Raw genomic sequence first — 24,278 nt, 5'->3', positions numbered from 1 at the left:
TCAGGCGAGGTCTGGACCGGGTGTGTCCACCCCGGAGTGGCCACCCCGGGCTCTGGTGCCGAACATCTCCACGGTCCGGAGTTCTTCTTCGATGACGCCGGCCAGGCGGCGGACGCCCTCGCGGATGCGGTCGGGCTGCGGGTAGCAGTAGGACAACCGCATGTGCCGGGAGCCCGAGCCGTCGGCGTAGAAGCCGGTGCCGGGGACGAAGGCGACGCGCTTGTCCACAGCCTGGGGAAGCATGGCCTTCGAGTTGAGGCCCTCGGGGAGGGTCATCCACACGAAGAAGCCGCCCGCCGGTTTGGTCCAGGTGCAGCCTTCGGGCATCAGGGTTTCCAAGGCGCCCAGCAGGGCGTCGCGGCGTTCGCGGTAGAGCTCGCGGAAGGTCTTGATCTGCTCCCGCCACGGCTGGGTGGCCAGGTATTGGCCGACGGCCAGTTGGGTGAAGGTCGAGTGGGACAGCACGGCCGACTCCATCGCCAGCACCAGTTTCTGGCGGATGGCGTGGGGGGCCAGGGCCCAGCCGACCCGGAAGCCGGGGGCCAGGGTCTTGGAGAACGACCCCAGGTAGACCACCCCGTCGGGGTCGTCGGCGCGCAGGGCGCGCAGCGGCTCGCCGTCGAAGCCGAGCAGGCCGTAGGGGTTGTCCTCGACGACCAGGATGCCGGCCTTCTGGCAGATCTCCAGGACCTGGCGGCGGCGGACCAGGTTCAGGGTCACGCCGGCCGGGTTCTGGAAGGTCGGGATCGTGTAGAGGAACTTGATGCGCTGGCCGGAGGCCTGGAGCGCGTAGATCGTCTGGGCCAGGGACTCGGGCACGAGGCCCTGGTCGTCCATGGCGATGTGGACAACCTTGGCCTGGTAGGCCGAGAAGGTGCCCAGGGCGCCGACGTAGGACGGACCTTCGGCGAGGACGATGTCGCCGGGGTCGACGAAGATGCGGGTGATCAGATCGAGCGCCTGCTGCGAGCCCACCGTGACGACGACGTCGTCGGCGCCCGCGTCGATGCCCTCCATGCGCATGACCTCGCAGATCTGCTCGCGCAGTGCGGGGTCACCCTGGCCCGAGCCGTATTGCAGGGCTTCGGGACCTCGGCGGTTGACGAGGTCGGCGACCAGTTCGCCGACCACGTCGAGGGGGAGCGCCGTGACGTAGGGCATGCCGCCGGCGAGGGAGACCACTTCCGGCCTCGATGCGACGGCGAACAGAGCTCGGATCTCGGAGGCGACCATCCCGGTAGCTCGTGCGGCGTACCGATCGACGTAGGCATCGATGCGTGACCCGTGGGTCGCGGGTGTCCGACCGTGATCCGTCTCATTCGTCACGGTCCACCTCCGTTTCATAGGCGTTAATTCAGAGGGTAAGGCAGCCGGGTGAACGGTCCGCAATCGGTATCAGCATGAGAGAAGGGCCGTGTGCTGCGCGCCGAATTCCTGTTCGGACCGGGAGCACCGGCTACTATTCCAGCAAAACTGCCGGGACCAATGCCGGGAATAGGGGCGTCACGTGTCGCGTCGGCTGGCCAGCATCACGCTCGACAATCTTGATGACCTGCCGCGCAGGTGTCGTAATTGCGTGTTCTGGGAGCTCGACCCCATGGGGGGCGAGCGGGCCGCGCAGGCCGGGGAGCCGAGCCTCGAGAAGGAGGCGTGGGTCTCCGCCACGCTGCTCGAATGGGGTTCCTGCGGCAAGATCGCTTATGTCGACGGGGTGGCCGCGGGCTTCGTCCTGTACGCGCCGCCGCTCTACGTACCGCGATCGGTCGCTTTCCCGACCTCGCCGGTGAGTTCCGACGCGGTGCTGCTGATGACGGCCCACATCATTCCGGAGTTCTCCGGCGGCGGGCTGGGGCGCATGCTCGTGCAGGGCGTGGCGAAAGATCTCACCCGCAGGGGTGTACGCGCCATCGAGGCGTTCGGCGACCTGAAATGGGAGCAGCCGGGGGCGTGCGTGATGCCGGCCGACTATCTGCTGTCGGTGGGGTTCAAGACGGTCCGGCCGCATCTGCGCTTCCCCCGCCTGCGGCTGGAACTCAAGACCGCCGTCTCGTGGCGTGAGGACGTCGAGGTGGCTCTCGAACGGCTTCTCGGCTCCATGAGCCCCGAACGGGCGCTGCGACCCGTCTGAAACGATCTGAGAGCCGTACAGACCAAAGAAGAAGCCCTCCCCGGAGGGAGGGCTTCCGAAACTAGATGACGCCGTCGAGTTCGCGGAGCAGCATCGCCTTCGGCTTGGCGCCGATGATCTGCTTGACGACCTCGCCGCCCTTGTAGACGTTCATCGTCGGGATCTGCAGGATCCCGTAGTCGCGGGCGATGTCGGGGTTCTCGTCGATGTTGATCTTCACGACGGTCAGCTTGTCGGCGTTCTCGTTGGCGATCTCCTGCAGGATCGGCGCGACCTGGCGGCACGGCCCGCACCACTCGGCCCAGAAGTCGACGATGACGGGCTTGTCGCTCTGCAGGACCTCGGACGCGAAGTCCTTGGTGGTGACGTTCTTGACGGTGCCCACGATGGCTCTCCTTGTGTTGGTGGGAACTATTCCTGGTCGGTGAGCCAGCGCTCCGCGTCGAGAGACGCGGCGCAGCCGGTGCCCGCTGCGGTGATGGCCTGGCGGTAGGTGTGGTCGACGACGTCGCCACAGGCGAACACGCCGGGGATGTTGGTCTTGGTGGTGGGCGCCTCGACCTTGATGTAGCCCTCGTCGTCGAGGTCGATCTGGCCCGCCACGATCGTGCTGCGCGGGTCGTGGCCGATCGCCAGGAACAGGCCGGTCGCCTCGACGGTCGACTCCTCGCCCGTCTTGAGGTTGCGGACCCGCACGCCGGAGACCTTGGCCTCGCCGAGCACGTCGACGACCTCGCTGTCCCAGAGGAAGCGGATCTTCTCGTTGTTGAACGCCCGCTCCTGCATGATCTTGCTGGCGCGCAGTTCGTCGCGGCGGTGCACGACGGTGACCGACCGGGCGAACCGGGTCAGGAAGGTGGCCTCCTCCATGGCGGTGTCGCCGCCGCCGACGACCACGATGTCCTGGTCGCGGAAGAAGAAGCCGTCACAGGTCGCACACCAGGACACGCCCTTGCCGGACAGCCGCTTCTCGTTGGTCAGGCCGAGCTCGCGGTAACCGGAGCCGGTGGCCAGGATGACCGACTTGGCGTAGTAGGTGTCGGTGTAGGTCTTGACGACCTTGGGGTTGGCGTTCAGGTCGACCTCGACGACGTCGTCGGCGACGAGTTCGGCGCCGAACCGCTCGGCCTGCTTGCGCAGGTTGTCCATGAGGTCGGGGCCCATGATGCCGTCGGGGAACCCGGGGAAGTTCTCCACGTCGGTGGTGTTCATGAGGGCGCCGCCGGCGGTCACCGAACCCTCGAAGACCAGTGGACGTAGATCGGCTCGGGCGGAATAGACGGCCGCCGTGTAGCCGGCCGGGCCCGACCCGATGATGATCACGTTACGGACGTCGCTCAACGCTCTGCCTCTCCTTCAAGCTCTGCACGGGCGTCAACAGATCCTAGGCGTCGGCGATTCCCGCCACACATGACGAAGGCCCCGCGGCATTCCGCGGGGCCTTCGATCAGCGAAAACTCAGTTCCAGGTCGCGAGACCCTCGGGACGCAGACTGTGGCAGTTGGAGCCGACCACGACCACGCGGACCGCGTTGATCGTCTTGTCTTCCCAGAAGGCCATGATCGTGGCGTCCTGGCCGTTGTAGAAGGCCCGGTCGACCGCTATCGGCTGGCGGTCGAGCTCGTTGGCCTTGCGGGCCACGCACTTGTCGGTCTGCTCGTCGCTGTTGCTGCCGGTGCCGGGCTCGGGACCGAAGTAGCCGAGCAGGGGGCCGTTCAGCTCGCGCGAGGTGTAGTTGTGCCCGCTGGCCCGGACGGCCCACGCGGACTCGGCCGTCTTCAGCGGCGACTTCTCGGGCGAGACGGCGGGTCCGGCCACGGTGACGCCTCCGTCACCCGATCCGGACGCCACGAACTGCGTGGCCAGGCCGACTCCGCCGAAGACCACGGCGGCCGCGGCGGCGGCCGCGACCGGCATGCCCCAGGTGCGGCGCGGCTTCTTCCGCCGAGCGGTCAGCGGCACCACCGGCGCGGGCTGAGGCTCAGGGGCGGGCTGCTCCCAGGGCGAGTCCTTCATGATCTCGTCCCAGTCGGGCGCCTCGACGAGGCGGAGGCCACCCCGCTCCGCCTCGGACTCAAGGGCCCTGTCGATCCGCATCGCGACGCCCAGCGGCATGGCGGTCACCGGCACTGCCGAGAGGAGTTCGCGAACCGCGGCCAGACCGGCGAGGCTTTCCCCGCAGGCGTCGCAGATCGCGAGATGCGACCGGACTTCCAGGGCCGTGGCGTCGTCGAGGAGTCCCTCGGCGAGCTCGGCCAGGATCTCCAGGTCGTAGTGCGTGTCACCCGTCACGAAGTTGTGCTCCCTTCGGGGATGAGACGCGAGTGAGGTCGGTTCGGTTCCGCAGATGGGAAAGAATCGGGGCAAGTTTCGCGCGCCCCCGCGCACATCGACTCTTCACCGTTCCGGCCGGAACGTCCAGTACGGCGGCGGCGTCCTCAACCGAGTAGCCCATCATGTCGACGAGGACCAGCGCGGCCCGCTGATCGGCCGGCAGCAGCTTGAGCGCGGCCGTGACCTCGAGAGACACCTCGCGCTCGGCGGTCTGGTCGGGCAGCGGCATGTCGCGCTCGGCGGCCTCGATGAGCTCGTCGTCGGCGACGGGCCGGACCGATTTCCGGCGCATACGGTCAAGACAGGCGTTCACCACGATGCGGTGCAGCCACGTGGTGACGGCGGCGTCGCCCCGGAAGCTCTCGGCCTTGCGGTAGGCGGACACGAAGGCGTCCTGGACCGCGTCGGCGGCTTCGTCGGGGTCGCCGAGCGTACGCAGTGCGACGGCCCACATGCGGTCGCGATGGCGCTTGACGATCTCACTGAACGCCGTGGTGTCGCCCTCGATGTGACGGGTCAGCAAATCGGCGTCACTCAGCGCCGGTCGACCGGAGAGGTCGGCCGGTGGGGGAATGTCTGGCGGCGAGGTCACTGGTCTGCCGATCCCGAGGGGTTCACGTGCACGATGGTGCCACCATACTTCCCTCTGCGAACGGCAAAGCGCGTAAACCAGATCAAACCGGCCTGGTCATTCCTTGATTCCAAGGAGCTTCACGTCGCGGATCATGGTCCGGTAGCCGTTGTTGTGCGGGGGCAGTTCGGTGAACCACACGAGCAGGTAGCGGGTGGCCGACGAGCCGTTGAGGTCGAAGGTCACCTTGCCGCTGACGTCTTCGCGGGTGAGGAAGGTCTTCAGGCTCTCGGGCGCGGGAGAGGCGCCGGTACGCAGCTCGACGGTCCCGCCGGAGGCGCCGAAGTCGATCACCGCCTGGGTCAGCTTGGTCTCTTTGCCCAGGTCGAGCAGCAGGCCGACGCCGTCTTTGAGGCGGCCGAAGTCGGGGCCGCCGTAGGTCTCGGAGTGCCAGTCGGTGGTGGCCGAGCCGTCGATGGCCAGGGCGGCCAGCTCGTTGCGCTCCTCGCCGTCGCCGAGTGGGTCGAAGCCGGTCGCTCCGGAGATCTTCACCTCGGCGGGCTTGCCGGCCGCCTCCCCCTCTTCGGCCGTGGCGCTCGGGGCGGCGCTGGGGACGGCGGGCTCGGTGCCCAGGCTCTTGCCCAGCGTCCAGGCGCCGACGCCGACCACGACCATGGCCAGCAGCACCACCACGGTCAGCACGAACCGCGACAACGCGGGGGACCGGCGCGGCGCCGGGCGGTGGATCATCGGCGGCATCGGGGGCCGCCCGCCCATCGTGTCGACCGGCTCGGAGCGCAGCTCGACGGACGGGGGCAGGGTCGAGACGGAGGCGGGGGCCGGGCGGGGCACCTCGGCCAGGGCCTCGGCGACCTCCATCGGGGAGTCCATCGGCTCGACCGACTTGCGCAGCCCGAGGATGCGCGAGGTGATCGTGTCGAGGTAGTTGGGCACTCCTGCGGTGACCTGGCGCGGGGTGCAGTAGTGGTCGTCGTCGACGGGCGCCTCGGGCAGGCCGCAGTCGTCGTCGGAGGAGGGCCAGTGGCCGGTGAGGGCGGCGTACAGGAGACGGCCGAGACCCTCGGCGTCGGCCTGGGCACGCTCTTCCTCGGTCAGGTTCTCGGCGATGTCGAGGATCGCGGCGTCGACGCCGACCCCGAGGACCTTCACGGTGTTGCCGGAGGTCCACATCAGCCGGTTGGGCGTCAGGTTGAGGTGGGCCAGGCCGTGCTCGTGGGCGTGGGCGATGGCCTCGGCGGCCTCGGCGACCAGGGCGGCGCCGCGCTCGGCTTCGAGCGGGCCGGCGGCCAGCAGGTCGAGCAGCGACTCGCCGGAGACCCACTCGCTGACGACGTAGGCGACGCCGTCTTCGTCGGCGGCGTCGAAGACCTGGGTGAGGCGGGGGTCGGTGAGGCGCGAGGCGGCGCGCGCGGCGATGACCACGTCGTGCTGGCGTTCGAAGTCGGGGGAGAAGGTGTGCACGGCCACGGGGCGGGCGAGCACCTCGTCGATGGCCTTCCAGAAGGTGGCGCCGGCCGACTCGTTCACCCGGTCTTCCAGGCGGAATCGATCAGCGAGGCGGGTTCCGGGTTCGACAGTGGACATGCTCACGCCGCCGCTCCCAAGAACGGCAGTCGACTCCGGGTGGATCCGCCCACACCTGCTCGCTTCCGCTCGACCTTCCACTGTGGCGCACCATGCTAGTGCCGCGCCGGTCTTGCCCGCCTTCCCCTTCGGAGTCGCATCAACCGGACCTTAAGCCCCGTTGGCACGGAAACCGTTAGCGTCCTACCCGTCTCGTCACCATTCCAATGATGGACCGCACTTCCTGGATGCCCAGACGGTGCGCGAGCGCGAGGTAGACGCCGAGCGCGAGACCGCCGCCGACGACGAGCACGACCAGCGAGCTGAGCACGGTCACCTCGGTGATCCGCACGCTCGCCCACAACACCGCCAGCGCCACGAGGGCGGCCGGGATCGCCGCGAGGTACATGCGCATCAGTCCCGAGGCGACGGCCCGCCCGCCGAGTCCGCCGACCCGCCGCGACGCCAGCACCCACGTGAGGACGCACGCCAGAACGTACGTCACAGTGAACGAACCCGCCAAACCCATGACAACCAGGTCTGGTTGGACAGTGAAGTACAAAGTAAGACCGATCGCGGCGTTGACCAGCACGTTCGCCCCCGCGATCACCGCCGGAGTGCGGGTGTCGCCGAAACTGTAGAAAACCCGCAGCAGCAACTGGAAGATCGAGAACGGCACCAGCGCGAGGCCGAACACCTGGAGCACGTTGCCGATGTAGATCGCCTGGTCGACCGAGACCGCCCCCCGGCCGAAGATCAGTACCGTCACCGAGGGGCCCAGCACCATCAGCAGCAACCCGGCGGGCACGATCAGCGCGCTGACGGTCCTGACCCCGCCCGCGAACTCCTCACGGGCCGAGGCGAAGTCCTTGTCGTGTACGAACCGGCTCAGCCGGGGGAGCAGCGCGGTGATCACCGAGACCGCGATGATCCCGTACGGCAGCTGGAAGAGCTGGAAGGCGTAGGAGTAGGGCGTGAGGCCCCGGCCGTGCACCCCCTCTTCCGCCGCGGCGGCCCCGGCCCCGACGGCCAGGTTGGTGGTGATCACGAAGCCGATCTGGTTGATCACCGTGAAGGCCAGCGCGCCCGCGCCGAGCCGGGCCATCTCCCCCAGGCCCGCGTTGCGCAGGTCGAACCTCGGCCGGAACCGCACCCCGGCCCGCAGCAGCGAGACGACCAGCACGAACGCCTGGGCCACGATGCCGGCCGTGGTGCCGAGGCCGAGCAGCAGCAGATCGGCGTGGGTGACCTGGTCGATCTCCGAGGGGCCGTCGCTCAGCAGGTAGGCCGCCGCGACGCCGATGACGACGACGTTGTTGAGCACCGGGGCCCACATCGGGGCGGCGAACCGGTCGCGGGCGTTCAGGATGGCCCCGGCCACGGCGCCCACGCCGAAGAAGGCGATCTGGGGGAGGATGAACTGCGCCATCGTCACGGCCGCGGCGACGCCCTCGGGGGGCAGCTTGTCGGCGTACAGGAGCACGAGGGGCCGGGCCAGCACGACCGCGATGATCGCGACGGCGGTGAGGCCGAGCGCGGCGACGGTCAGCAGCCGCTGTTCGTAGGCGGCTCCCCCGTCGGCGTCGATCTTCTGCCGCCGCACGATCGCGGGCACCACCACGCTGCTCAGCACGCCGGTGATCAGCAGGTCGAGCAGCACGAAGGGGATCGTGTAGGCCACGTTGTAGGCGTCGCCGAGGATCGCCGTGCCGATGGCGGAGGCCAGGATGGCGGTCCGCAGGAAACCGGTCACGCGGGACACCAGCGTGCCCGCCGCCATGATCGCGCTCGCGCGCAGCATCCGGCTCATCGATCAGCTCCTTGATCCACCCGGCCTACAGCGAGACGAGGCTACGCCCCTTGGGGCTCCTCCTGCTCCACGGGTATCTGCACGGGCGCGGGGAACACCGGGTCCTTGCGCTGGTGGCGGCGCAGCAGCCGCATGACGACGGCGGCCAGCATGATGGTCACCGCCACGCCGACGATCACCAGGGCGATGCCGGTGTATCCGGTGGCGGAGATCACGATCTCGGTCGGCCTGCCGTACTTCCGCCCGTCGGCGGTGAGCAGTTGCACGTCGAACTTGGCCTGGCCGTGGTCGGCGGGCACCACGACGGGGATCTCATAGGTGCCGGCCTTCCCGGCCTGGACCTCGGCCTGCTTCTCGACGAACACCCCGCCGGCCGCGTCGACCTGGAGCTGGTCGGGGTCGCGCGACTTGACCTCGAGGTTGAACTTCACGTTCTCGCGGAGCGTGTTGCGCACCGTCACCAGGATGCGGCCGTTGGTGCCGGCCACCGCGAACGGGTCGTCGGCGCCGACGATGAACACCCGGTCCATCTGCTTCTCGATCGAGGAGTTCAGCTGCCGGGCGTACCCGGGCGCCTTCTTGCCGCCCCGCCACGACGCCGAGGTCAGCCGCAGCACCGCCCGGTCGTAGGTCCGCTGCCCGCTCGTCGGCAGCGCCATCGCGACGTCGGCGGTCCGGGCCAGCCGGCGAACCCCGTTCATGTACGACTTGGGCAACTCCCCCTGCCGCGCCTGCGCCGGGTAGACCAGGTCGCCCACCGGGGCGTTCTTGGCCGGCCTGATGGAGGCCAGCGGCACGTCGCGCACCCACGGCAGCGGCTTGAGCAGCGCGGTCATGAACGTCGGGTCGGGGTTCCACAGGTGGTTCGACGGCATCGCGATCAGCGGCGCCGCCCGCTGGGCGGTCAGCCCGTTCATGGCCGTCTCGGCGATGTAGCGCTGCCGGGCCGCCACGGTCGCCCCGGCCGTGCGGCCGTCGGTGCCGAGCAGCCCGCTGAGTACCGGATCGGCCGTCTGCACGATCACCGGCCCGCTCACCGTGTCGACCACCCCGGCCGACCCGGCCCGCGCCGCGGTCGCCTCGGGCGGCACCGCGGCCTGGGCCAGCAGCACCGTGTCGACGCCGTTGACGGCCAGCGCGTCGAGGGTGTCGCGGTCGATCACCCCGCCGACCGGCCAGACCGTGGACGTGGTCGCCGACCCCACCTTGAGCAGCTGGTTGGTGGCGAACGAGCCGACCAGGAGCGCCGTGGGGGTGGTCGTGTCGAGCCCGTTGTGGACGACCGCGCCGAGGTCGGCGTCGGCGTAGGGCATCGCCATGACCGGGTTGTCGGCCAGCGCCGACCGCAGGGAGGTCACCCATTCCGCGCCCTGCTGCACGCCGTCTTTGGCGGTGTCGTCGAGGTAGTAGGCCCGCGACAACCGCTGGGCGTCGTCGAGCACCGAGCCGTCGACGAACCAGGTGGTGGTCTCGTCGGTCGCGGTGGCCAGCGCGAGCAGGTTGTTGAGGCGGCCGTCGCCGAACAGGTCGTCGTCGAGGAAGGTCTGGTCGTCGGCCCGCTTCGGCTGCGCGGTCAGCGGGAGGGCCAGCGCCAGCCGGGTCGGCTTCACGGCGGTGCCCTTGGGGACGTACGTGAGGAAGGTGCGCTCGACGCCGACGATCTGGCCGGTGGCGCCGTCGACGGCCTCGACCTCCAGCGGGTAGACGCCGGGCTGGCTGATGCTGAGCTCGGCCGGCGACACCGTGAGCGTGAACGGCAGCTTGCCGGTGCCGTCGAGCGGGGTCGCCTGCACCTTGGTCCGCCACGAGTTGGTGAAGATCGCTTGACCGGTGACGTAGGCGGCGATGTCGGCGCGCGAGGTGAAGGGGCGTCCGGCGGCGTACCTGATCTGCACGCGGACGGAGCTCTGCGGGATGCCGGTGACGGCGCCCGCGATGGTGATCGTCTGGTCGGCCCGGGTGGGGGACTCGGGGCTGAACTCACTCAGCGTGACCGGGTCGGCCGCACGCGCGGTGGCCGCCGCTGCTGTGGGGGCCGCCGGGATCGCCAGGCCCGCACCGGCGAGCAGAAAGGCGAACAAGACGGGACCGAGGCGACGCACGCCCTGAATGCTATAGGCCCCGGCCATATGGCCGTTGTCAGCTTGCCAGGCCGTGACCGGCGAGCTCCACCGGCTTTCCCGAGGCCAGAGGGAACAGATGCACAGCGCGTAGTCGCAGCGCTGTCATGCGTTCTCCTGTCGCGGTGTGCACGAACACGTCGGGGTCGGTGGCGTCGACCAGGCGGCGGTCGATCAGCAGGGTGAGCTTCTCGGGCAGCAGCAGCGGGCACACCAGCCCGGCCGCGTAGTCGGTGACCGCGTTGACCGTGTAGGAGGAGGCGGGCCTGACCCGTTCGGCGCCTAACGCGGCGGCGATCACGCCGGGCCTGGGCTTGCGGGCCACCGAGCTGATGACCGCGACGGGTTCGCGGCAGCCCCGGGTGGTCACCTCGAACACGGTGACGGTCACGCAGGTCTCCGGCGGGACTCCCAGCACCTCGGGCAGCTCGTCGGCGGAAGTCAGGACGCGCGGAAGCCGTACGATTTCATGGTGGATTTGACGGGCGAGGAGCCAGCGATGGATCGCGAGGGCGTCCTGCATGTGGTCTGCTCCTTCTCCCGGCCCCCGACAGATCTGCACTGAACGTAGCCTGCTGATCGCCATAGGTGTATTAGCCCAGTGGCACCTGTTCCGTAACCGAAGGACCTACCCAGCTTGTCCCCTACAAACCCGATAGAGAACGCTCTGGCCGACCTGCTCCGCCGGATCGAACCCGTCGCCCACGAACTGGGCGACCTGTTCGCCAAACACGGCCACGAGCTGGCCCTCGTGGGCGGGCCGGTGCGCGACGTGCTGCTCGGCCGGTCGGGGGCCGACCTCGATTTCACCACCGACGCCCATCCCGAACGCGTTCTGGAGATCGTGCGCGATTGGGGCGACGCGATCTGGACGATCGGCATCGACTTCGGCACGGTCGGCGTACGCAAGGGCGACTGGCAGCTCGAGATCACGACCTATCGCAGCGAGTCGTACGACCCCAAGTCGCGCAAGCCCGAGGTGTCCTACGGCGACACGCTCGAAGCCGACCTGGCCCGGCGCGACTTCGCGGTCAACGCGATGGCGGTCCGGCTGCCCAGCCGGGAGTTCGTCGACCCCTACGGGGGCCTCAGCGACCTGGCCCGCAAGGTGCTGCGTACGCCCGGCACGCCGGAGCAGTCGTTCGATGACGACCCGCTGCGCATGCTGCGGGCGGCCCGGTTCGCCTCGCAGCTCGGGTTCACCGTCGACCCCGACGCGATCAGGGCGATGACCGAGATGGCCGGCCGCATCGAGATCGTCTCGGCCGAGCGCATCCAGGCCGAGCTCGACAAGCTGATCTGCGGCGCCCACCCGCGCGAGGGCCTGAGCATCCTGGTCGAGACGGGCCTGGCCGACCACGTCCTGCCCGAGCTGCCCAAGCTGCGGCTGGAGATCGACGAGCACCACCGCCACAAGGACGTCTACGAGCACACGCTGATCGTGCTCGACCAGGCCATCGCGCAGGAGGTCGGCGGCCCCGACCGGGTGCTGCGCTGGGCGGCGCTGCTCCACGACATCGGCAAGCCCAAGACCCGCAGGAACGAGCCGGGCAACCGGGTCTCCTTCCACCACCACGAGGTCGTCGGCGCCCAGATGACCAAGCGTCGCCTGACCGCGCTGCGGTTCCCCAAGGAGGTGACCTCCGACGTCGCCCGCCTCGTCGAGCTGCACCTGCGCTTCCACGGCTACGGCACCGGCGAGTGGACCGACAGCGCGGTGCGCCGGTACGTCCGCGACGCCGACCACCTGCTCGACCGGCTCCACAAGCTGACCCGGGCCGACTGCACCACCCGCAACAAGCGCAAGGCCGCCGCCCTGGCCCGCACCTACGACCAGCTCGAAGAGCGCATCGCGAAGCTGGCCGAAGAGGAGGAGCTGGCCAAGATCCGGCCCGAGCTCGACGGCAACGAGATCCAGGAGATCCTCGGCATCCCGCCGGGCCCGATGATCGGCCGGGCCTACAAGTTCCTGCTCGACCTGCGGATGGACGAGGGCGTGCTCGGCAAGGACGTCGCCCGCGCCCGCCTGCTGGAATGGGCGGCCGCCCAGTGAACCTGGCAGAACTGGACGCCCGGCACGTCTGGCACCCCTACGCGACCGTGCCGCCCGCCGTGCCCACCCACGTGGTGGAGAGCGCCGAAGGAGTCAGACTCAGGCTCGCCGACGGCCGTGAGGTCGTCGACGGCATGTCGTCGTGGTGGGCGGCCATCCACGGCTACCGGGTGCCCGAGATCGACGCCGCGATCACCGGCCAGCTCGGCCGCATGGCCCACGTGATGTTCGGCGGGCTCACCCACGAACCGGCGATCCTGCTGGCCGAGCGGCTGGCCGCGATGACCGGCTACGAGAAGGTCTTCCTGGCCGACTCGGGCAGCGTCGCGGTCGAGGTCGCGATCAAGATGGCCGTCCAGGCGACCGGCAAGCGGCGGCTGCTGACCGTCAGAGGCGGCTACCACGGCGACACGTTCGGCTGCATGTCGGTCTGCGACCCGGTCAACGGGATGCACCACATCTTCACCGGGGCGGTGGCCGAGCAGGTCTTCGCGCCGGTGCCGCCGCTCGGCTACGACACCCCGGTCGACCCGTCCTACGTCGAGGAGGTCGACCGGCTGGCGGCCGACCCGGCGGTCGGCGCGCTGATCCTGGAGCCGGTCGTCCAGGGTGCCGGGGGCATGCGCTTCTACAACCCCGGCTACCTGCGGGCGTTCCGCGAGATCTGCGACCGCCGCGGGCTGCTGCTGATCGCCGACGAGATCGCCACCGGCTTCGGCCGCTCGGGCACGATGTTCGGCTGCGACCACGCCGGGATCAGGGCCGACATCGTCACCCTGGGCAAGGCGATGACCGGCGGCTACCTGACGATGGCCGCCACCCTGACCACTCCCGAGATCGCCGAGCGCATCGGGCTGCTGATGCACGGGCCGACGTACATGGGCAACCCGCTGGCCGCCGCCGCGGCCGGCGCCTCGCTCGACCTGCTGGCCCGGCGGCCCTGGCGGGCCGAGGTCGGCCTCATCGAGCAGACCCTGCGCAAGGGCCTGGCTCCGGCGCAGGGTTCGGTCGCCGATGTACGCGTCCTCGGCGCCATCGGCGTCATCGAGTGCCACGAGCCGGTCGACATGAAGAAGGCGCAGGACACCGCGCTCGAGCACGGCGTCTGGCTGCGCCCCTTCGGAAAGCTCGTCTACGCGATGCCGCCCTACGCCTGCACCGAGGCTGAGGTGGCGACCATCGCCGCGGCGATGGTCGCGGCGGCTACGGCTTGACGGTGAGCGGCTCCGCCTGCCGGACGACCTGGAGCACGGCCAGCCGGTAGGCGCCCGCCGCCACGAAGTAGAGCACGGTGATCATCGTCAGCACGAAGAACGACTTGCCGTCGGGCGGCAGCAGCAGCGCCGAGATCGACACCCCGGCCACCATCATGCCGTTGAACAGCAGGTCGTAGATCGAGAAGACGCGCCCCCGGTAGGCGTCGGCGATGCCGCGCTGGACGACCACGTCGGTGCAGATCTTGCCGCTCTGGCCCAGCACGCCGGTGACGAACCCGGTGATCAGGAACCCCCACTGCTGGAACGGCGCGCACAACACGAACTCCAGCGCGCCGCACAGGCCCAGCGTGATCGGGATCCACGACTCGATCCGGAACCGCTGGGTCGCCCACGGGGTCAGGAAGGCCGCCGCGAAGTAGCCCAGCCCCGAGGTGGCCACCACGCCGCTGAGGGCCATCAGCCCGAGCTCGGCGTCGTGGGTGAAGTAGTAGCGGTAGAGCATCAGCACCATGCCGAGCGACATGCCGTAGAGGACCCGGTGGGCGGCCATGCTCCCGAGGGCCGCAGCCGGGCCGCGCCGATGCGCGATGTAACGGACGCCGTCGACCAGCCCGCTGAGCACGTGCCGCACGGCGTCGCGCGCCTGCGGCCGGTCGGGGTCGAACGAGGGGCCGAGCAGTTCACGGGTCATCTGACGGGCGATCAGCGCGCTGGACGCGAAGATCACGCCGGAGATGACCAGGATTCCGGCGGTGCCGAGGTGCTCGGGCCCGAGGATCCACCGCAGCCCGAAGCCGACGCCCGCGCCCACGAACGTCACGACGGTCCCGGAGGTCGGCGTGACCGCGTTCGCGATCATGAGGGTCTCTTTGGGCACGACGTGGGGCAAGGAGGCCCCGAGCGCCGAGAGGAAGAAGCGGTTGACGCCGAGCACGCCGAAGGCGGTGGCGTAGAAGATCCAGTCGGGGGCGCGGGCCGCGACCGCCGCGGCCGACAGCAGCAGCAGACCGGCTCGGATGAGGGGGGCGACGACCAGGATCTGGCGCCGTGACCAGCGGTCGATGAAGACCCCGGCGAAGGGACCGATGATCGAGTAGGGCAGCAGGAGGACCGCGAAGGCGGCCGCGACATCGGCGACCGACGTCTGCTTCTCTGGACTGAAGAAGGCGTACCCGGCCACCGCCAGCTGGAAGATCCCGTCGGAGAACTGCGAGACCAGCCGGGTGCCGAAAAGCCGTCGGAAGTCCCTGCCTCGCAACACGACACGAAGATCTGAGACGTAGGACACGTCGCCAGCCTACGCGTGGCCCGAGCCTGGGACATCAGGGTCATCCCGGATAGGGCAGAAGCGGAACGGAAGAGACCGTAGTCTCATTGCGTGACGAACGATGAACACGTCGTGCTTGTTGACCCTGCGGGCAACGCGGTGGGCACCGCCCCCAAGTCCACGGTCCACGGCACGGCCACCCCCCTGCACATGGCATTCTCCAGCTACGTCTTCGACGCGTCGGGCAACGTGCTGCTCACCCGCCGCGCCGACCACAAGATCACCTGGCCCGGGGTGCTGACCAACAGCTGCTGCGGTCACCCCCTGCCCGGTGAGGGCCTCCCGTCGGCTGTGATTCGCCGGCTGTCCCACGAGCTTTCGCTGACCGTTTCCTCGGTCGACCTGCTGCTCCCCCGCTTCTCCTACCGCGCGGTCATGCCCGATGGCACGGTCGAGCACGAGCTGTGCCCGGTCTACCGCGCCCTGGTGGGCGAGGAGCCGACCGCCAACCCCGAAGAGGTCGGCAGCGTCCTGTGGATGCCGTGGAAGGAGTTCTCCGACCGGGTGCTGACGGGCGACCTCGAGATCTCCCCGTGGGCTGCCGAGCAGCTGCCCCAGCTGGTCGCGCTCGGACCCGACCCCCTCACGTGGCCGGTGGCCGACCCGGCGGAGCTTCCTGCGGCCGTACGGGATCTGTAGAAAAGCCGAGGGCCCCGGGATCTCCCGGGGCCCTCGGCTGCGGTCTAGCGCTCGACCTCGCCGCTGATGAACTTCTCCACCGCGTCGCGGGCGTCGTCGTCGGAGTACTGCTCCGGCGGCGACTTCATGAAGTAGGAGGACGCCGACAGGATCGGCCCGCCGATGCCCCGGTCAAGGGCGATCTTGGCGGCCCTGACGGCGTCGATGATGACGCCGGCCGAGTTGGGCGAGTCCCACACCTCGAGCTTGTACTCGAGGTTGAGCGGGGTGTCGCCGAACGAGCGGCCCTCAAGGCGGACGTAGGCCCACTTGCGGTCGTCGAGCCACGGCACGTGGTCGGACGGGCCGATGTGCACGTCGGCCTTGGCCATCTCGTGCGGGATCTGCGAGGTGACCGACTGGGTCTTGGAGATCTTCTTCGACTGGAGGCGCTTGCGCTCCAGCATGTTCATGAAGTCCATGTTCCCGCCGAAGTTGAGCTGGTAGGTGCGCAGCAGCTCGACCCCGCGGTCTTCGAACAGCTTGGCCATCACGCGGTGGGTGATGGTCGCGCCGACCTGCGACTTGATGTCGTCGCCGACGATCGGCACCCCCGCGTCGGTGAACTTCTGGGCCCACTCGGGGTCGGAGGCGATGAAGACGGGCAGCGCGTTGACGAAGGCGACCTTGGCGTCGATGGCGCACTGCGCGTAGAACCGGTCAGCCTCTTCGGAGCCCACCGGCAGGTAGGAGACGAGCACGTCGACGCGGGCGTCCTTGAGCACCTGGACCACGTCGACCGCGTGGTCGTCGGACTCCTGGATGATCTCGCGGTAGTACTCGCCGAGACCGTCGAGGGTCGGGCCACGCTGGACGTTCACGCCGAGGGGCGGCACGTCGCAGAACTGGATGGTGTTGTTCTCGGAGGCCAGGATCGCCTCCGAGAGGTCACGCCCGACCTTCTTGGCGTCGACGTCGAACGCCGCCACGAACTCGACATCGCCGACGTGGTAGTCGCCGAACTGGACGTGCATGAGGCCCGGCACACGCATGGCCGGGTCGGCGTCCTTGTAGTAGTGGACGCCCTGCACCAGTGAGGCGGCGCAGTTCCCCACACCCACGATGGCTACGCGCACCGAACCCATCGCACTCGCTCCTTTGGATCGTTATTCATCGGAACCGGGACGTTCGTCCCGTTCTGATTGGCTTTTATCGGCGGCTTGCGCCCGTTCAGTGTTGATCAGCTCGTTGAGCCAGCGGACCTCGCGTTCGACCGACTCCAGCCCGTGGCGCTGCAGCTCGAGCGTGTAGCTGTCGAGCCGCTCGCGGGTGCGGGCCAGGGCCGTGCGGACGTTTTCCATTCGTTCCTCCAGGCGGCTGCGCCGCCCTTCGAGGATCCGCAGGCGTACTTCGGCCTCCGTGTGACGGAAGAACGCGAAGTGGATGCCGAAGTTCTCGTCCTCCCAGGAGGAGGGACCCGCCTGGGTCAGCAACTCCTGGAGGCGCTCCTTGCCCTCGGCGGTGAGCTTGTAAACGATCTTCGACCGGCGGCCGAGGACCACGTCGTCCGGGGGTTCCTCCTCGACGATGAGGCCGTCGGTGAGCAAACCCTTCAAGCAGGGGTAGAGCGAGCCATAGGAGAACGCGCGGAACATCCCGAGCAGGGTGTTGAGGCGCTTGCGCAGCTCGTAACCGTGCAGCGGGTTCTCGTGGAGTGAGCCGAGGACGGCGAGCTCCAGCACGCCGTTTCTGGACCCGGTCACTGGAGGCACCTCCTCGGTATTCTTGGGCGATGTATCGAGCTGATACATCTGCAGGATACGTCGCGGCGCTATAGCGTGCAACGCGAGATGCGGGCGGCCGAAGGCCGGCCGTGGCTCTGGAGTCAACGGTTGGGCACGATTTGGCAAAGGGACGTAATCTTGCCCACATGTGGTCACAGCGGACGGGAGTGGCAGGAGGGCCGATGCGGCCCGGAACCATGCCCGCACGCTGGGTAAAAGCCCGGTCAGCAAGGGCCCCGATGGCCCATGAATCCGGCGAATACCCCGACGGGGCGCCGGAGACCTGTCAAGGTTGTGACCGGAACCGTCTGGTGGTCTCGTACGTCCTCGGGACAGACGCCGAGTAGACGTCGACGAGCATTCCCCACGAACTTTTGACGAGGACGCGTGAGTAACAGCAGCTATGGCCCGGGACAGACGGGCGGCCCCTCGGAGGGCGCCGGCCGTGGGCCCCGACCTGGGCGGCGCCGTCGCTCGCCCGAAGAATCGGCCCCCCCTCAGGCTCCGCAGGCACCGCCGCGTCAGCCGATGACCGGCGGCTGGGGCGCGCCACCCGCGCAGCCCCCCGCCCCTCGGCCCGGCCAGCCCGGCCGCCGCCAGGAGGCCGCATTCGAGGACACCGCCTCCATGGGCGCCGTCCCCCCACCCGCGGGCCCCGGCCAGCCGGGCCCCGCGCACATGGGCCCAGGACACCCGGGCCAGGGTCAGCCCACCCGCATAGGCCGCCCACCCGGCGGCCCGGTGGGCCCTGGCGGAAACCTGCCCTACCCGCAGGGCCCGAAGCCGGTGGCGCCGACCGGCGGCTTCCCACGCCCCGCCGAGGGCGAGTCGACCCAGATGATGGGCGCCGGCAGCGGTGGCCGACGCCGCCGCGGCGGCCCGCCGCAGCCCCTGCCGGGAGGCGGGCCGGGTGGTCCCGGCGGCCCGAAGGGGCCCGACGACTTCGACGACGACGATGACGAGCCGCGCCGCCGCACCGGCTGGCGCCGTTTCGTGCCGAGCTGGAAGATCGTCGTGACCGGTGTCACGGTGGTGGTCGCCGGCGTGTTCGGCATGATCGCGATCGCGTACGCGAACACCCCGGTCCCCGACAAGAACGACGCGCAGGCCGAGGCGCTCGCCCAGGGCTCGACCGTCTACTACGCCGACGGCAAGACCCCGATCGCCCACCTCGGCACCAAGCGCGTCATCGTCGACATCTCCAAGATCTCCGACACGCTGCAGGACGCGGTCATCGCGATCGAGAACGACACCTTCCGCGAGGACTCGGGCATCTCCATCCCCGCCATGTTCCGTTCGGTGTGGATGACCGCCACGGGCCAGCAGCTCCAGGGCGCCTCGACGATCACCCAGCAGATGGCCCGCAACTACTACGACGGGCTGAGCCAGGACGTCTCGGTGAAGCGAAAGGTCATGGAGATCTTCGTCGCGGTGAAGATCAACAAGACCATGGAGAAGGACGAGATCCTCGAGCAGTACCTGAACACGATCAACTTCGGCCGGGCCTACGGCGTCGAGGCCGCCGCGCAGGCCTACTTCGGCAAGAAGATGACCGCCGCCAAGCTCGACGTGAACCAGGCGGCCTACCTGGCGGCCCGCGTACAGACCCCGAGCTGGTCGGCCGACGAGCCCGCGCTGCAGTCGCGCTTCAAGGACGTCGTCAACGCGATGGCCCGGCTCGACCCGGCCAAGTACGGCAACCTGCCGCAGACCGCCAAGTTCCCGAAGACCATCAAGGACCCCAACCTCAACGAGATGGGCGGCCTCAAGGGCTACATGGTCTCCGTGGCGCTGCACGAGCTCAAGCAGCGCGGCATCAAGGAAGACGCCATCCAGAGCGGCGGCTACAAGATCGTCACGACCTTCGACCCGAAGCTCATGAAGGCGGCCCAGCGGGTCGTCAAGAGCGTCATGGCGAGCGTGCCGAACACCCGTGAGGTGCACACCAGCCTGGCGGCGGTCGACCCGACCAACGGCCGGGTGATCGCCTTCTACGGCGGCGACGACTACGTCAAGGACAACTGGAACGAGCCCTTCGACTCCGCCAAGCAGGCCGCCTCGGCGTTCAAGCCCTACGTGCTGGCCGCGTGGCTCGAGGCGGGCTACAGCCTGAACAGCTGGCTGCCCGGCAACGTGACCGTGCCGAAGGAGATCCCCGGCCAGGCCAAGGGCGGTTTCACCAACGACCACGGCGGCCCGGCGGCGGTCAACGCGATCACCGCGACGTCGGCCTCGGTCAACACCGCCTACGTCTCGATGGCCTACAAGCTCGACGAGGACAGCGGGACGATCGGCAAGCTCAGCTCTGTCCGCGACATCGTGGTCGAGGCCGGCTTCTCCGAGAAGCGCATGGACGCCGACATCAAGCGCGGCACCTACCAGTTCTCGATCGGCTCGGCCCAGGTCACCGCCGTGGAGCAGGCCGCCGGCTACTCGATCTTCGCCAACGCCGGCAAGCACGTGAACTACCACGTCATCAAGGGCGTCTACCAGGGCAAGCAGCTCAGGTACCCCGAGCGCAAGCCGGTCAAGCAGGTCATCTCGCCCGAGGCGTCCGCCGACGCGGTCGTCGCGCTGGAAGAGGTCCTCAAGTCCGGTACGGCCGGCGGCCAGGGCATCGGCCGTCCGGCGGGCGGCAAGACCGGCACCAACAACGAGGAGAAGGAGGCCTGGTTCGTCGGGTTCACCCCGCAGGTCTCCACCGCCGTCGGCATGTACCGCGAGGAGTGCCGTACCAAGAGCGGCAAGGTCGTGCCCCCGGTGAACGCCCGTTGCCCGTGGTGGAAGGGCAAGTCGCCGGAGAACGGCGACCCCAAGTTCACGATGACCAACCCGTACAGCACGCCCTTCGAGGTGTCGCTCGGCTTCGCCGGCGCCAGCTTCCCGACCCGCATCTGGCGGGAGTTCATGCTGGAGGCCCACAAGAACAAGCCGGTGGCGCAGTTCCCGCCGAAGGCCGGGATCGGCGCCCCCGAGGACATCGTGCCCAGCCCGACTCCGACGCCCAAGCCGGAGGACGAGATCGTCGAGGAGCCGACCCTGCCGTGGGAGGACGACGGCGGCGGCCCCGGCGAGAGCGAGTGCTTCCCGGGCGCGCCCGAGTGTGAGGTCGACATCCCCGACGGCGGCGGCGAAGTGCCGTTCGATCCGTTCAGCTCGCCGGCCACCCCGGCGCAGCAGCCAGCTCCCCCGGCGTCTTCGGGGCGTCGCTCGTAAGGTTCGGACTCGTCCAGGTCGGGGTGTCGCCGGTACAGTGCGACACCCCGACACCTGATCGAATGGCCTCATGATGACCCGGACGACGGAAGCCCCCGGGCCGCGCGCGGCGGTCGTAAACGGACTCATTCCCTACGTGCCGCTGGGGCTGCTGGCCTCGCTGGGCGCGATCCTGGCCTACTACTGGAAGTCCGCCTGCCGGTTCGGCGGGGCGTGGAACTCCGGCATCGATCAGTACACGAACTTCTGCTACACCGACATCTATCCGCTGTGGTTCGCGCGCGGGCTGAATGAAGGAAAGATCCCTTACATTCAGGGAGAGGTCGAATATCCCGTCGGCATCGGCGGGATCATGGAACTGGTGCGCCGGCTGTCGTTCGGCGACGCGGTCCGCTTCTACGACCTCACCGTGATCCTCATGGGCGCGAGCCTCGTGGTCGGCGTCTTGTGCATGGCCGCGCTCGCCGGGCCGACCCGCAAGTGGGACGCCCTCTGGTACGCCCTGGCTCCCGCGGTCATCCTGTCGGCGTACATCAACTGGGACCTGGCCGCCGGAGCGCTCGCGCTCGGCGGGCTGCTCGCCTGGGCCCGCGAGCGCCACTACCTCGCCGGGGCGCTGCTGGCCCTGGCGGTGGCGACCAAGTTCTACCCGCTGATGTTCCTCGGGGCGCTCTTCCTGTTGACCGTGCGCACCGCCAAATGGGTGCCGTTCCTGAAGATGCTGGGCGCGGCGGTCGGCGTGTGGCTGCTGGCCAACGGGCCGGTCATGCTGGCCAGCTTCGACGGCTGGAAGCGCTTCTACACCTTCAGCAGCGAGCGCGGGGTCGACTGGGGCGGCCTGTGGTTCTTCTTCCAGAAGTACCAATGGGGCATCCTGGCCGACGGCGAACACCTCAACCTGATGGCGATGATCGCGGTCGGCGTGCTCCTGCTCGGCATCGCGATCCTCACCCTCGCCGCGCCCACCCGGCCCCGGCTGATGCAGATCTGCTTCCTGGCGCTGGCCGCGTTCATGGTCACCAACAAGGTCTGGTCGCCCCAGTACGTGTTGTGGCTGATGCCCTTCGCGGTGCTCGCCCGGCCGAAGTGGCCCTCGCTCGCGGTGTGGCAGGTGACCGAGGTCTGGTACTTCTTCGCCATCTGGCTCTACTTCGTCGGCATGGACCCGAACTTCTCCGCGCAGGGCATCGGCGACGGGCCCTACTTCCTGGCCGTCTGGGCGCGGGCGCTGGCCGTCATCGGGCTGATGGTGCTGGTCGTGCTCGACATCCTGATGCCCGACCGCGACGTGGTCAGGGTCGCCGGGATCGACGACCAGGCCGGCGGGGTGTTCGACGGGGCGCCCGACCGGTTCGTGCTGTTCCGCCGGGCCGCCAAGACCGAAACGAGCTGAGATGCGATACGCCGCTCCGGTGTGGCTGCTCACTCGCGTGCTGCTGTTCCTGGCCGCGATGCAGGTCATCCCGGTGGGTTTCACCATGTCGTTCGAGAACGACATCCGGCTCTACTCCGACTGGTCGAACGTCCTGCTCACCGGGCAGTTCCCCGACAACGACGAGAAGTGGCAGTATCCGCCGTTCGCGGCCATCCCGATGCTGGTGCCGCACCTGCTGCCGTTCTTCGACTACCTGGTGTCGTTCTTCCTCATCGCGATCCTGTGCGACCTGGGGATCCTGCTGCTGATCTGGCGGTTCTGCCGGCGTACCGGCGGCGGGAACGGGGCCCTGTGGGCCTGGGTGGCCGGGCCGGTGCTGCTCGGGCCGCTGCTGATCGCCCGCTACGACCTGATGGTGGCGATCTTCGCGGTGGCGGCGCTGACGGCGTCCACCGACCCGGCGGTGCGGGGCGCGCTGATCGGCATCGGGTTCTCGATCAAGGTGTGGCCGATCGCGCTGCTGGCCGGGCTGCGCCGCTGGCGTGAGCTGCTCACCGGCAGCGCCTCGGCCGTGGCCGCCACCGTGGTGGCCTGCGGGGCGACCGCGCTGGTCATGCCCAACGCGCTCGACTTCCTGACCGCCCAGCAGGAACGCGGCCTCCAGGTCGAGTCGATGGCCGCGACGCCGTTCGTGCTGCTGCGCGCCCTCGGCCTGTGGGAGGGCTTCTCCACCTACCAGCATGGCGCGATGGAACTCGCCGGCCCGGGGGTCGAGACCGCCATCACGGTCGCCGTGCTGGCCACCCCGATCGCGGCGGTGCTGCTCGTCGTGTGGTGGTTGCGGGCCCACCCGACCGAGGCCACGTTCTACGACGCGGCGCTGACGACCGTGCTGCTGCTCGTGGTGACCAGCCGGGTGCTCTCACCCCAGTACATGATCTGGCTCATCGGCCTGGCCGCCGTGGTGTTCTCGGTGCCGAGGTCGAGCCAGAAGGAGGTCGCGTGGTTGCTGCTGGCGGCCACGCTGCTGACCGGGATCGCCTATCCGTGGATCGAGGAGCACTACTCGTGGAAGGGCGAACTGCCCGGCACCCTGGTGCTGGCCGCCCGGAACCTGCTGCTGCTGATGGCCGCGGTGTTGTCGTTCAGAAGGTTGTGGACGAGCACCCGCCGCCCCCCGGCCGAAGACGACGCGGGCGAGCGGGAGCTCCAGACCGTACCCACTTCTTGAGCGCGGGAATCCGCAGACTTTATCCACAGGCTGTGGAAACCCCTACGGCAGGTTCTTCCTGAGGAAGGCGATGTCCTCGGCCTGGCCGTCGCCCGGCGTCTCAACCACGATGGGGGCGCCGGCCTGACGGCAGATCTCCAGGATCAGCTCCGGATCGATCTGCCCGTGGCCCAGGTTCGTGTGCCGGTCGGCGCCCGAGTCGAACGCGTCGCGTGAGTCGTTGCAGTGGACCAGGTCGATGCGGCCGGTGATCGCCATCACCCGGTCGACGATGCCGTCGAGGTCCTCCCCGGCGGCGTGGGCGTGACAGGTGTCGAGACAGAAGCCGATCTTCTCGGGCTCGCGGGCCTTCGCGGTCACCGCGTCCCACAGGCGGGCGATCGTGTCGAGGTGGCGGGTCATGGCGTTGTCGCCGCCGGCCGTGTTCTCGATCAGGACGGGGATCGGGCAGTCCATGCGCTCGAACACCTTGCCCCAGTTGTCGAACCCCTTCTGCGGGTCCTCACCCTTGTTCAGGTGGCCGCCGTGCACGATCAGCCCGGTCGCGCCGAGCTCGGCCGCGGCCTTGAGCTGGCCCTCCAGCAGCTTGCGGCTGGGGATGCGGATGCGGTTGTTCGTCGTGGCGACGTTGATCAGATAAGGCGCGTGAACGAAGACCTGCACGTCGGACTCGCGGATCGCGTCGGCGCTCGCGGGCATGACCGGCCCCTTGAACCCCTGCGGATCACCGAGGAAGAACTGGACCACCTCGGCCTCCCGAGCGGCGGCGTGGGCCAGCGGGTCGTCTTGGTCGACGTGAGCTCCGATTCGCACCATGGAACCGAGCCTAAGCGAGACGCGGGCGGCCGAAGGCCGATCGCGTCTCGCGCACGGAATCCGCCTCGAAGAAGCGCCTTTTGAAGAGCGTTTC

At 69.2% G+C, this 24,278-nt stretch carries 20 protein-coding genes; 7 read left to right on the top strand and 13 right to left on the bottom strand.

Features of this window, described 5'->3' with window-relative positions; translation table 11 throughout:
• On the bottom strand, positions 1–1,344 hold the full coding sequence (locus tag AW274_RS08615) for an aminotransferase-like domain-containing protein (RefSeq protein ID WP_083973939.1): 1,344 nt from the start codon (positions 1,342–1,344) through the stop codon (positions 1–3).
• Between the two features lie 163 nt (positions 1,345–1,507).
• Between AW274_RS08615 and AW274_RS08610 the strand changes: the two genes are divergently transcribed.
• Complete coding sequence (locus tag AW274_RS08610; RefSeq protein WP_062340923.1) at positions 1,508–2,128, top strand: GCN5 family acetyltransferase; 621 nt, start codon at positions 1,508–1,510, stop codon at positions 2,126–2,128.
• Positions 2,129–2,189: 61 nt separating this feature from the next.
• Here AW274_RS08610 and trxA read toward each other — a convergent pair whose 3' ends face one another.
• The 8 genes from trxA to AW274_RS08570 all read right to left on the bottom strand — a co-directional run bounded on the left by trxA (position 2,190) and on the right by AW274_RS08570 (position 11,070).
• The gene (gene trxA / locus AW274_RS08605; RefSeq protein WP_062430536.1) at positions 2,190–2,513 is read right to left on the bottom strand and encodes a thioredoxin; all 324 of its coding nucleotides are present in this window, start codon (positions 2,511–2,513) and stop codon (positions 2,190–2,192) included.
• Between the two features lie 26 nt (positions 2,514–2,539).
• A complete protein-coding gene (trxB, locus tag AW274_RS08600) occupies positions 2,540–3,469 on the bottom strand; it encodes a thioredoxin-disulfide reductase (RefSeq protein WP_062430535.1) in 930 nt (309 codons plus the stop codon).
• Positions 3,470–3,586: 117 nt separating this feature from the next.
• The gene (locus tag AW274_RS08595; protein WP_062430534.1) at positions 3,587–4,420 is read right to left on the bottom strand and encodes an RsmA family anti-sigma factor; all 834 of its coding nucleotides are present in this window, start codon (positions 4,418–4,420) and stop codon (positions 3,587–3,589) included.
• A complete protein-coding gene (gene sigM / locus AW274_RS08590) occupies positions 4,410–5,054 on the bottom strand; it encodes an RNA polymerase sigma factor SigM (RefSeq protein ID WP_062430533.1) in 645 nt (214 codons plus the stop codon). Before sigM ends, AW274_RS08595 begins: the two co-directional genes overlap by 11 nt.
• A 96-nt stretch (positions 5,055–5,150) precedes the next feature.
• A complete protein-coding gene (locus AW274_RS08585) occupies positions 5,151–6,638 on the bottom strand; it encodes a protein kinase family protein (RefSeq protein WP_063813187.1) in 1,488 nt (495 codons plus the stop codon).
• A gap of 175 nt (positions 6,639–6,813) precedes the next feature.
• Positions 6,814–8,427, bottom strand: a complete 1,614-nt coding sequence (gene murJ, locus AW274_RS08580; RefSeq protein WP_062430531.1) for a murein biosynthesis integral membrane protein MurJ — start codon at positions 8,425–8,427, stop codon at positions 6,814–6,816.
• Positions 8,428–8,468: 41 nt separating this feature from the next.
• Positions 8,469–10,529: a DUF6049 family protein gene (locus tag AW274_RS08575; RefSeq protein WP_157519918.1), complete on the bottom strand. Its 2,061-nt coding sequence runs from the start codon at positions 10,527–10,529 to the stop codon at positions 8,469–8,471.
• Between the two features lie 37 nt (positions 10,530–10,566).
• Positions 10,567–11,070 (bottom strand): YbaK/EbsC family protein, encoded by a 504-nt coding sequence (locus tag AW274_RS08570; RefSeq protein WP_062430529.1) that lies wholly within the window; start codon positions 11,068–11,070, stop codon positions 10,567–10,569.
• 114 nt (positions 11,071–11,184) lie between these two features.
• Here AW274_RS08570 and AW274_RS08565 point away from each other — a divergent pair, with 114 nt between their 5' ends.
• Positions 11,185–12,600, top strand: a complete 1,416-nt coding sequence (locus tag AW274_RS08565; protein WP_062430528.1) for a CCA tRNA nucleotidyltransferase — start codon at positions 11,185–11,187, stop codon at positions 12,598–12,600.
• Positions 12,601–12,602: 2 nt separating this feature from the next.
• The gene (locus AW274_RS08560; protein ID WP_232320117.1) at positions 12,603–13,814 is read left to right on the top strand and encodes an adenosylmethionine--8-amino-7-oxononanoate transaminase; all 1,212 of its coding nucleotides are present in this window, start codon (positions 12,603–12,605) and stop codon (positions 13,812–13,814) included.
• On the opposite strand, the gene AW274_RS08555 is transcribed toward AW274_RS08560, so the two are convergent.
• Positions 13,804–15,105, bottom strand: a complete 1,302-nt coding sequence (locus tag AW274_RS08555; protein WP_062430527.1) for an MFS transporter — start codon at positions 15,103–15,105, stop codon at positions 13,804–13,806. The two genes, AW274_RS08560 and AW274_RS08555, sit on opposite strands and share 11 nt — an antisense overlap.
• Before the next feature lie 90 nt (positions 15,106–15,195).
• On the opposite strand from AW274_RS08555, the gene idi reads away from it, so the two are divergent.
• Positions 15,196–15,783 (top strand): isopentenyl-diphosphate Delta-isomerase, encoded by a 588-nt coding sequence (gene idi, locus AW274_RS08550; RefSeq protein ID WP_062430526.1) that lies wholly within the window; start codon positions 15,196–15,198, stop codon positions 15,781–15,783.
• Between the two features lie 44 nt (positions 15,784–15,827).
• On the opposite strand, the gene AW274_RS08545 is transcribed toward idi, so the two are convergent.
• Positions 15,828–16,907 carry an inositol-3-phosphate synthase gene (locus tag AW274_RS08545; RefSeq protein ID WP_062340934.1) on the bottom strand — a complete coding sequence of 360 codons (1,080 nt, stop codon included), beginning with the start codon at positions 16,905–16,907 and terminating at the stop codon, positions 15,828–15,830.
• A gap of 21 nt (positions 16,908–16,928) precedes the next feature.
• Positions 16,929–17,573, bottom strand: coding sequence for a PadR family transcriptional regulator (locus AW274_RS08540; protein ID WP_062430525.1), 645 nt, complete (start codon positions 17,571–17,573; stop codon positions 16,929–16,931).
• Positions 17,574–18,287: 714 nt separating this feature from the next.
• On the opposite strand from AW274_RS08540, the gene AW274_RS08535 reads away from it, so the two are divergent.
• From AW274_RS08535 to AW274_RS08525, 3 genes are all read left to right on the top strand, one after another.
• Positions 18,288–20,762, top strand: a complete 2,475-nt coding sequence (locus AW274_RS08535; RefSeq protein ID WP_198169096.1) for a transglycosylase domain-containing protein — start codon at positions 18,288–18,290, stop codon at positions 20,760–20,762.
• A gap of 70 nt (positions 20,763–20,832) precedes the next feature.
• Complete coding sequence (locus AW274_RS08530; RefSeq protein WP_232320041.1) at positions 20,833–22,155, top strand: glycosyltransferase family 87 protein; 1,323 nt, start codon at positions 20,833–20,835, stop codon at positions 22,153–22,155.
• A gap of 1 nt (position 22,156) precedes the next feature.
• Positions 22,157–23,368, top strand: coding sequence for a glycosyltransferase family 87 protein (locus tag AW274_RS08525; RefSeq protein ID WP_062430523.1), 1,212 nt, complete (start codon positions 22,157–22,159; stop codon positions 23,366–23,368).
• Positions 23,369–23,410: 42 nt separating this feature from the next.
• On the opposite strand, the gene AW274_RS08520 is transcribed toward AW274_RS08525, so the two are convergent.
• Complete coding sequence (locus AW274_RS08520; RefSeq protein ID WP_198169095.1) at positions 23,411–24,184, bottom strand: deoxyribonuclease IV; 774 nt, start codon at positions 24,182–24,184, stop codon at positions 23,411–23,413.
• Positions 24,185–24,278: the final 94 nt, after the last annotated feature.

Origin of the sequence: Herbidospora daliensis (genome assembly GCF_001570585.1) — a bacterium.
GTDB classification, from domain to species: domain Bacteria; phylum Actinomycetota; class Actinomycetes; order Streptosporangiales; family Streptosporangiaceae; genus Herbidospora; species Herbidospora daliensis.
Note: the sequence above shows the minus strand (reverse complement) of the source record. Positions and strands in the feature narration are given on the sequence as shown.

What these genes read in the sequence shown, in the direction of transcription:
- AW274_RS08615 (WP_083973939.1), bottom strand. Translation starts at nt 1,344, where the DNA reads ATGAAACGGAGGTGGACCGTGACGAATGAGACGGATCACGGTCGGACA.
- AW274_RS08585 (WP_063813187.1), bottom strand. Translation starts at nt 6,638, where the DNA reads ATGTCCACTGTCGAACCCGGAACCCGCCTCGCTGATCGATTCCGCCTG.
- murJ (WP_062430531.1), bottom strand. Translation starts at nt 8,427, where the DNA reads ATGAGCCGGATGCTGCGCGCGAGCGCGATCATGGCGGCGGGCACGCTG.
- AW274_RS08570 (WP_062430529.1), bottom strand. Translation starts at nt 11,070, where the DNA reads ATGCAGGACGCCCTCGCGATCCATCGCTGGCTCCTCGCCCGTCAAATC.
- AW274_RS08545 (WP_062340934.1), bottom strand. Translation starts at nt 16,907, where the DNA reads ATGGGTTCGGTGCGCGTAGCCATCGTGGGTGTGGGGAACTGCGCCGCC.
- AW274_RS08540 (WP_062430525.1), bottom strand. Translation starts at nt 17,573, where the DNA reads ATGTATCAGCTCGATACATCGCCCAAGAATACCGAGGAGGTGCCTCCA.
- AW274_RS08530 (WP_232320041.1), top strand. Translation starts at nt 20,833, where the DNA reads ATGATGACCCGGACGACGGAAGCCCCCGGGCCGCGCGCGGCGGTCGTA.
- AW274_RS08525 (WP_062430523.1), top strand. Translation starts at nt 22,157, where the DNA reads ATGCGATACGCCGCTCCGGTGTGGCTGCTCACTCGCGTGCTGCTGTTC.
- AW274_RS08520 (WP_198169095.1), bottom strand. Translation starts at nt 24,184, where the DNA reads ATGGTGCGAATCGGAGCTCACGTCGACCAAGACGACCCGCTGGCCCAC.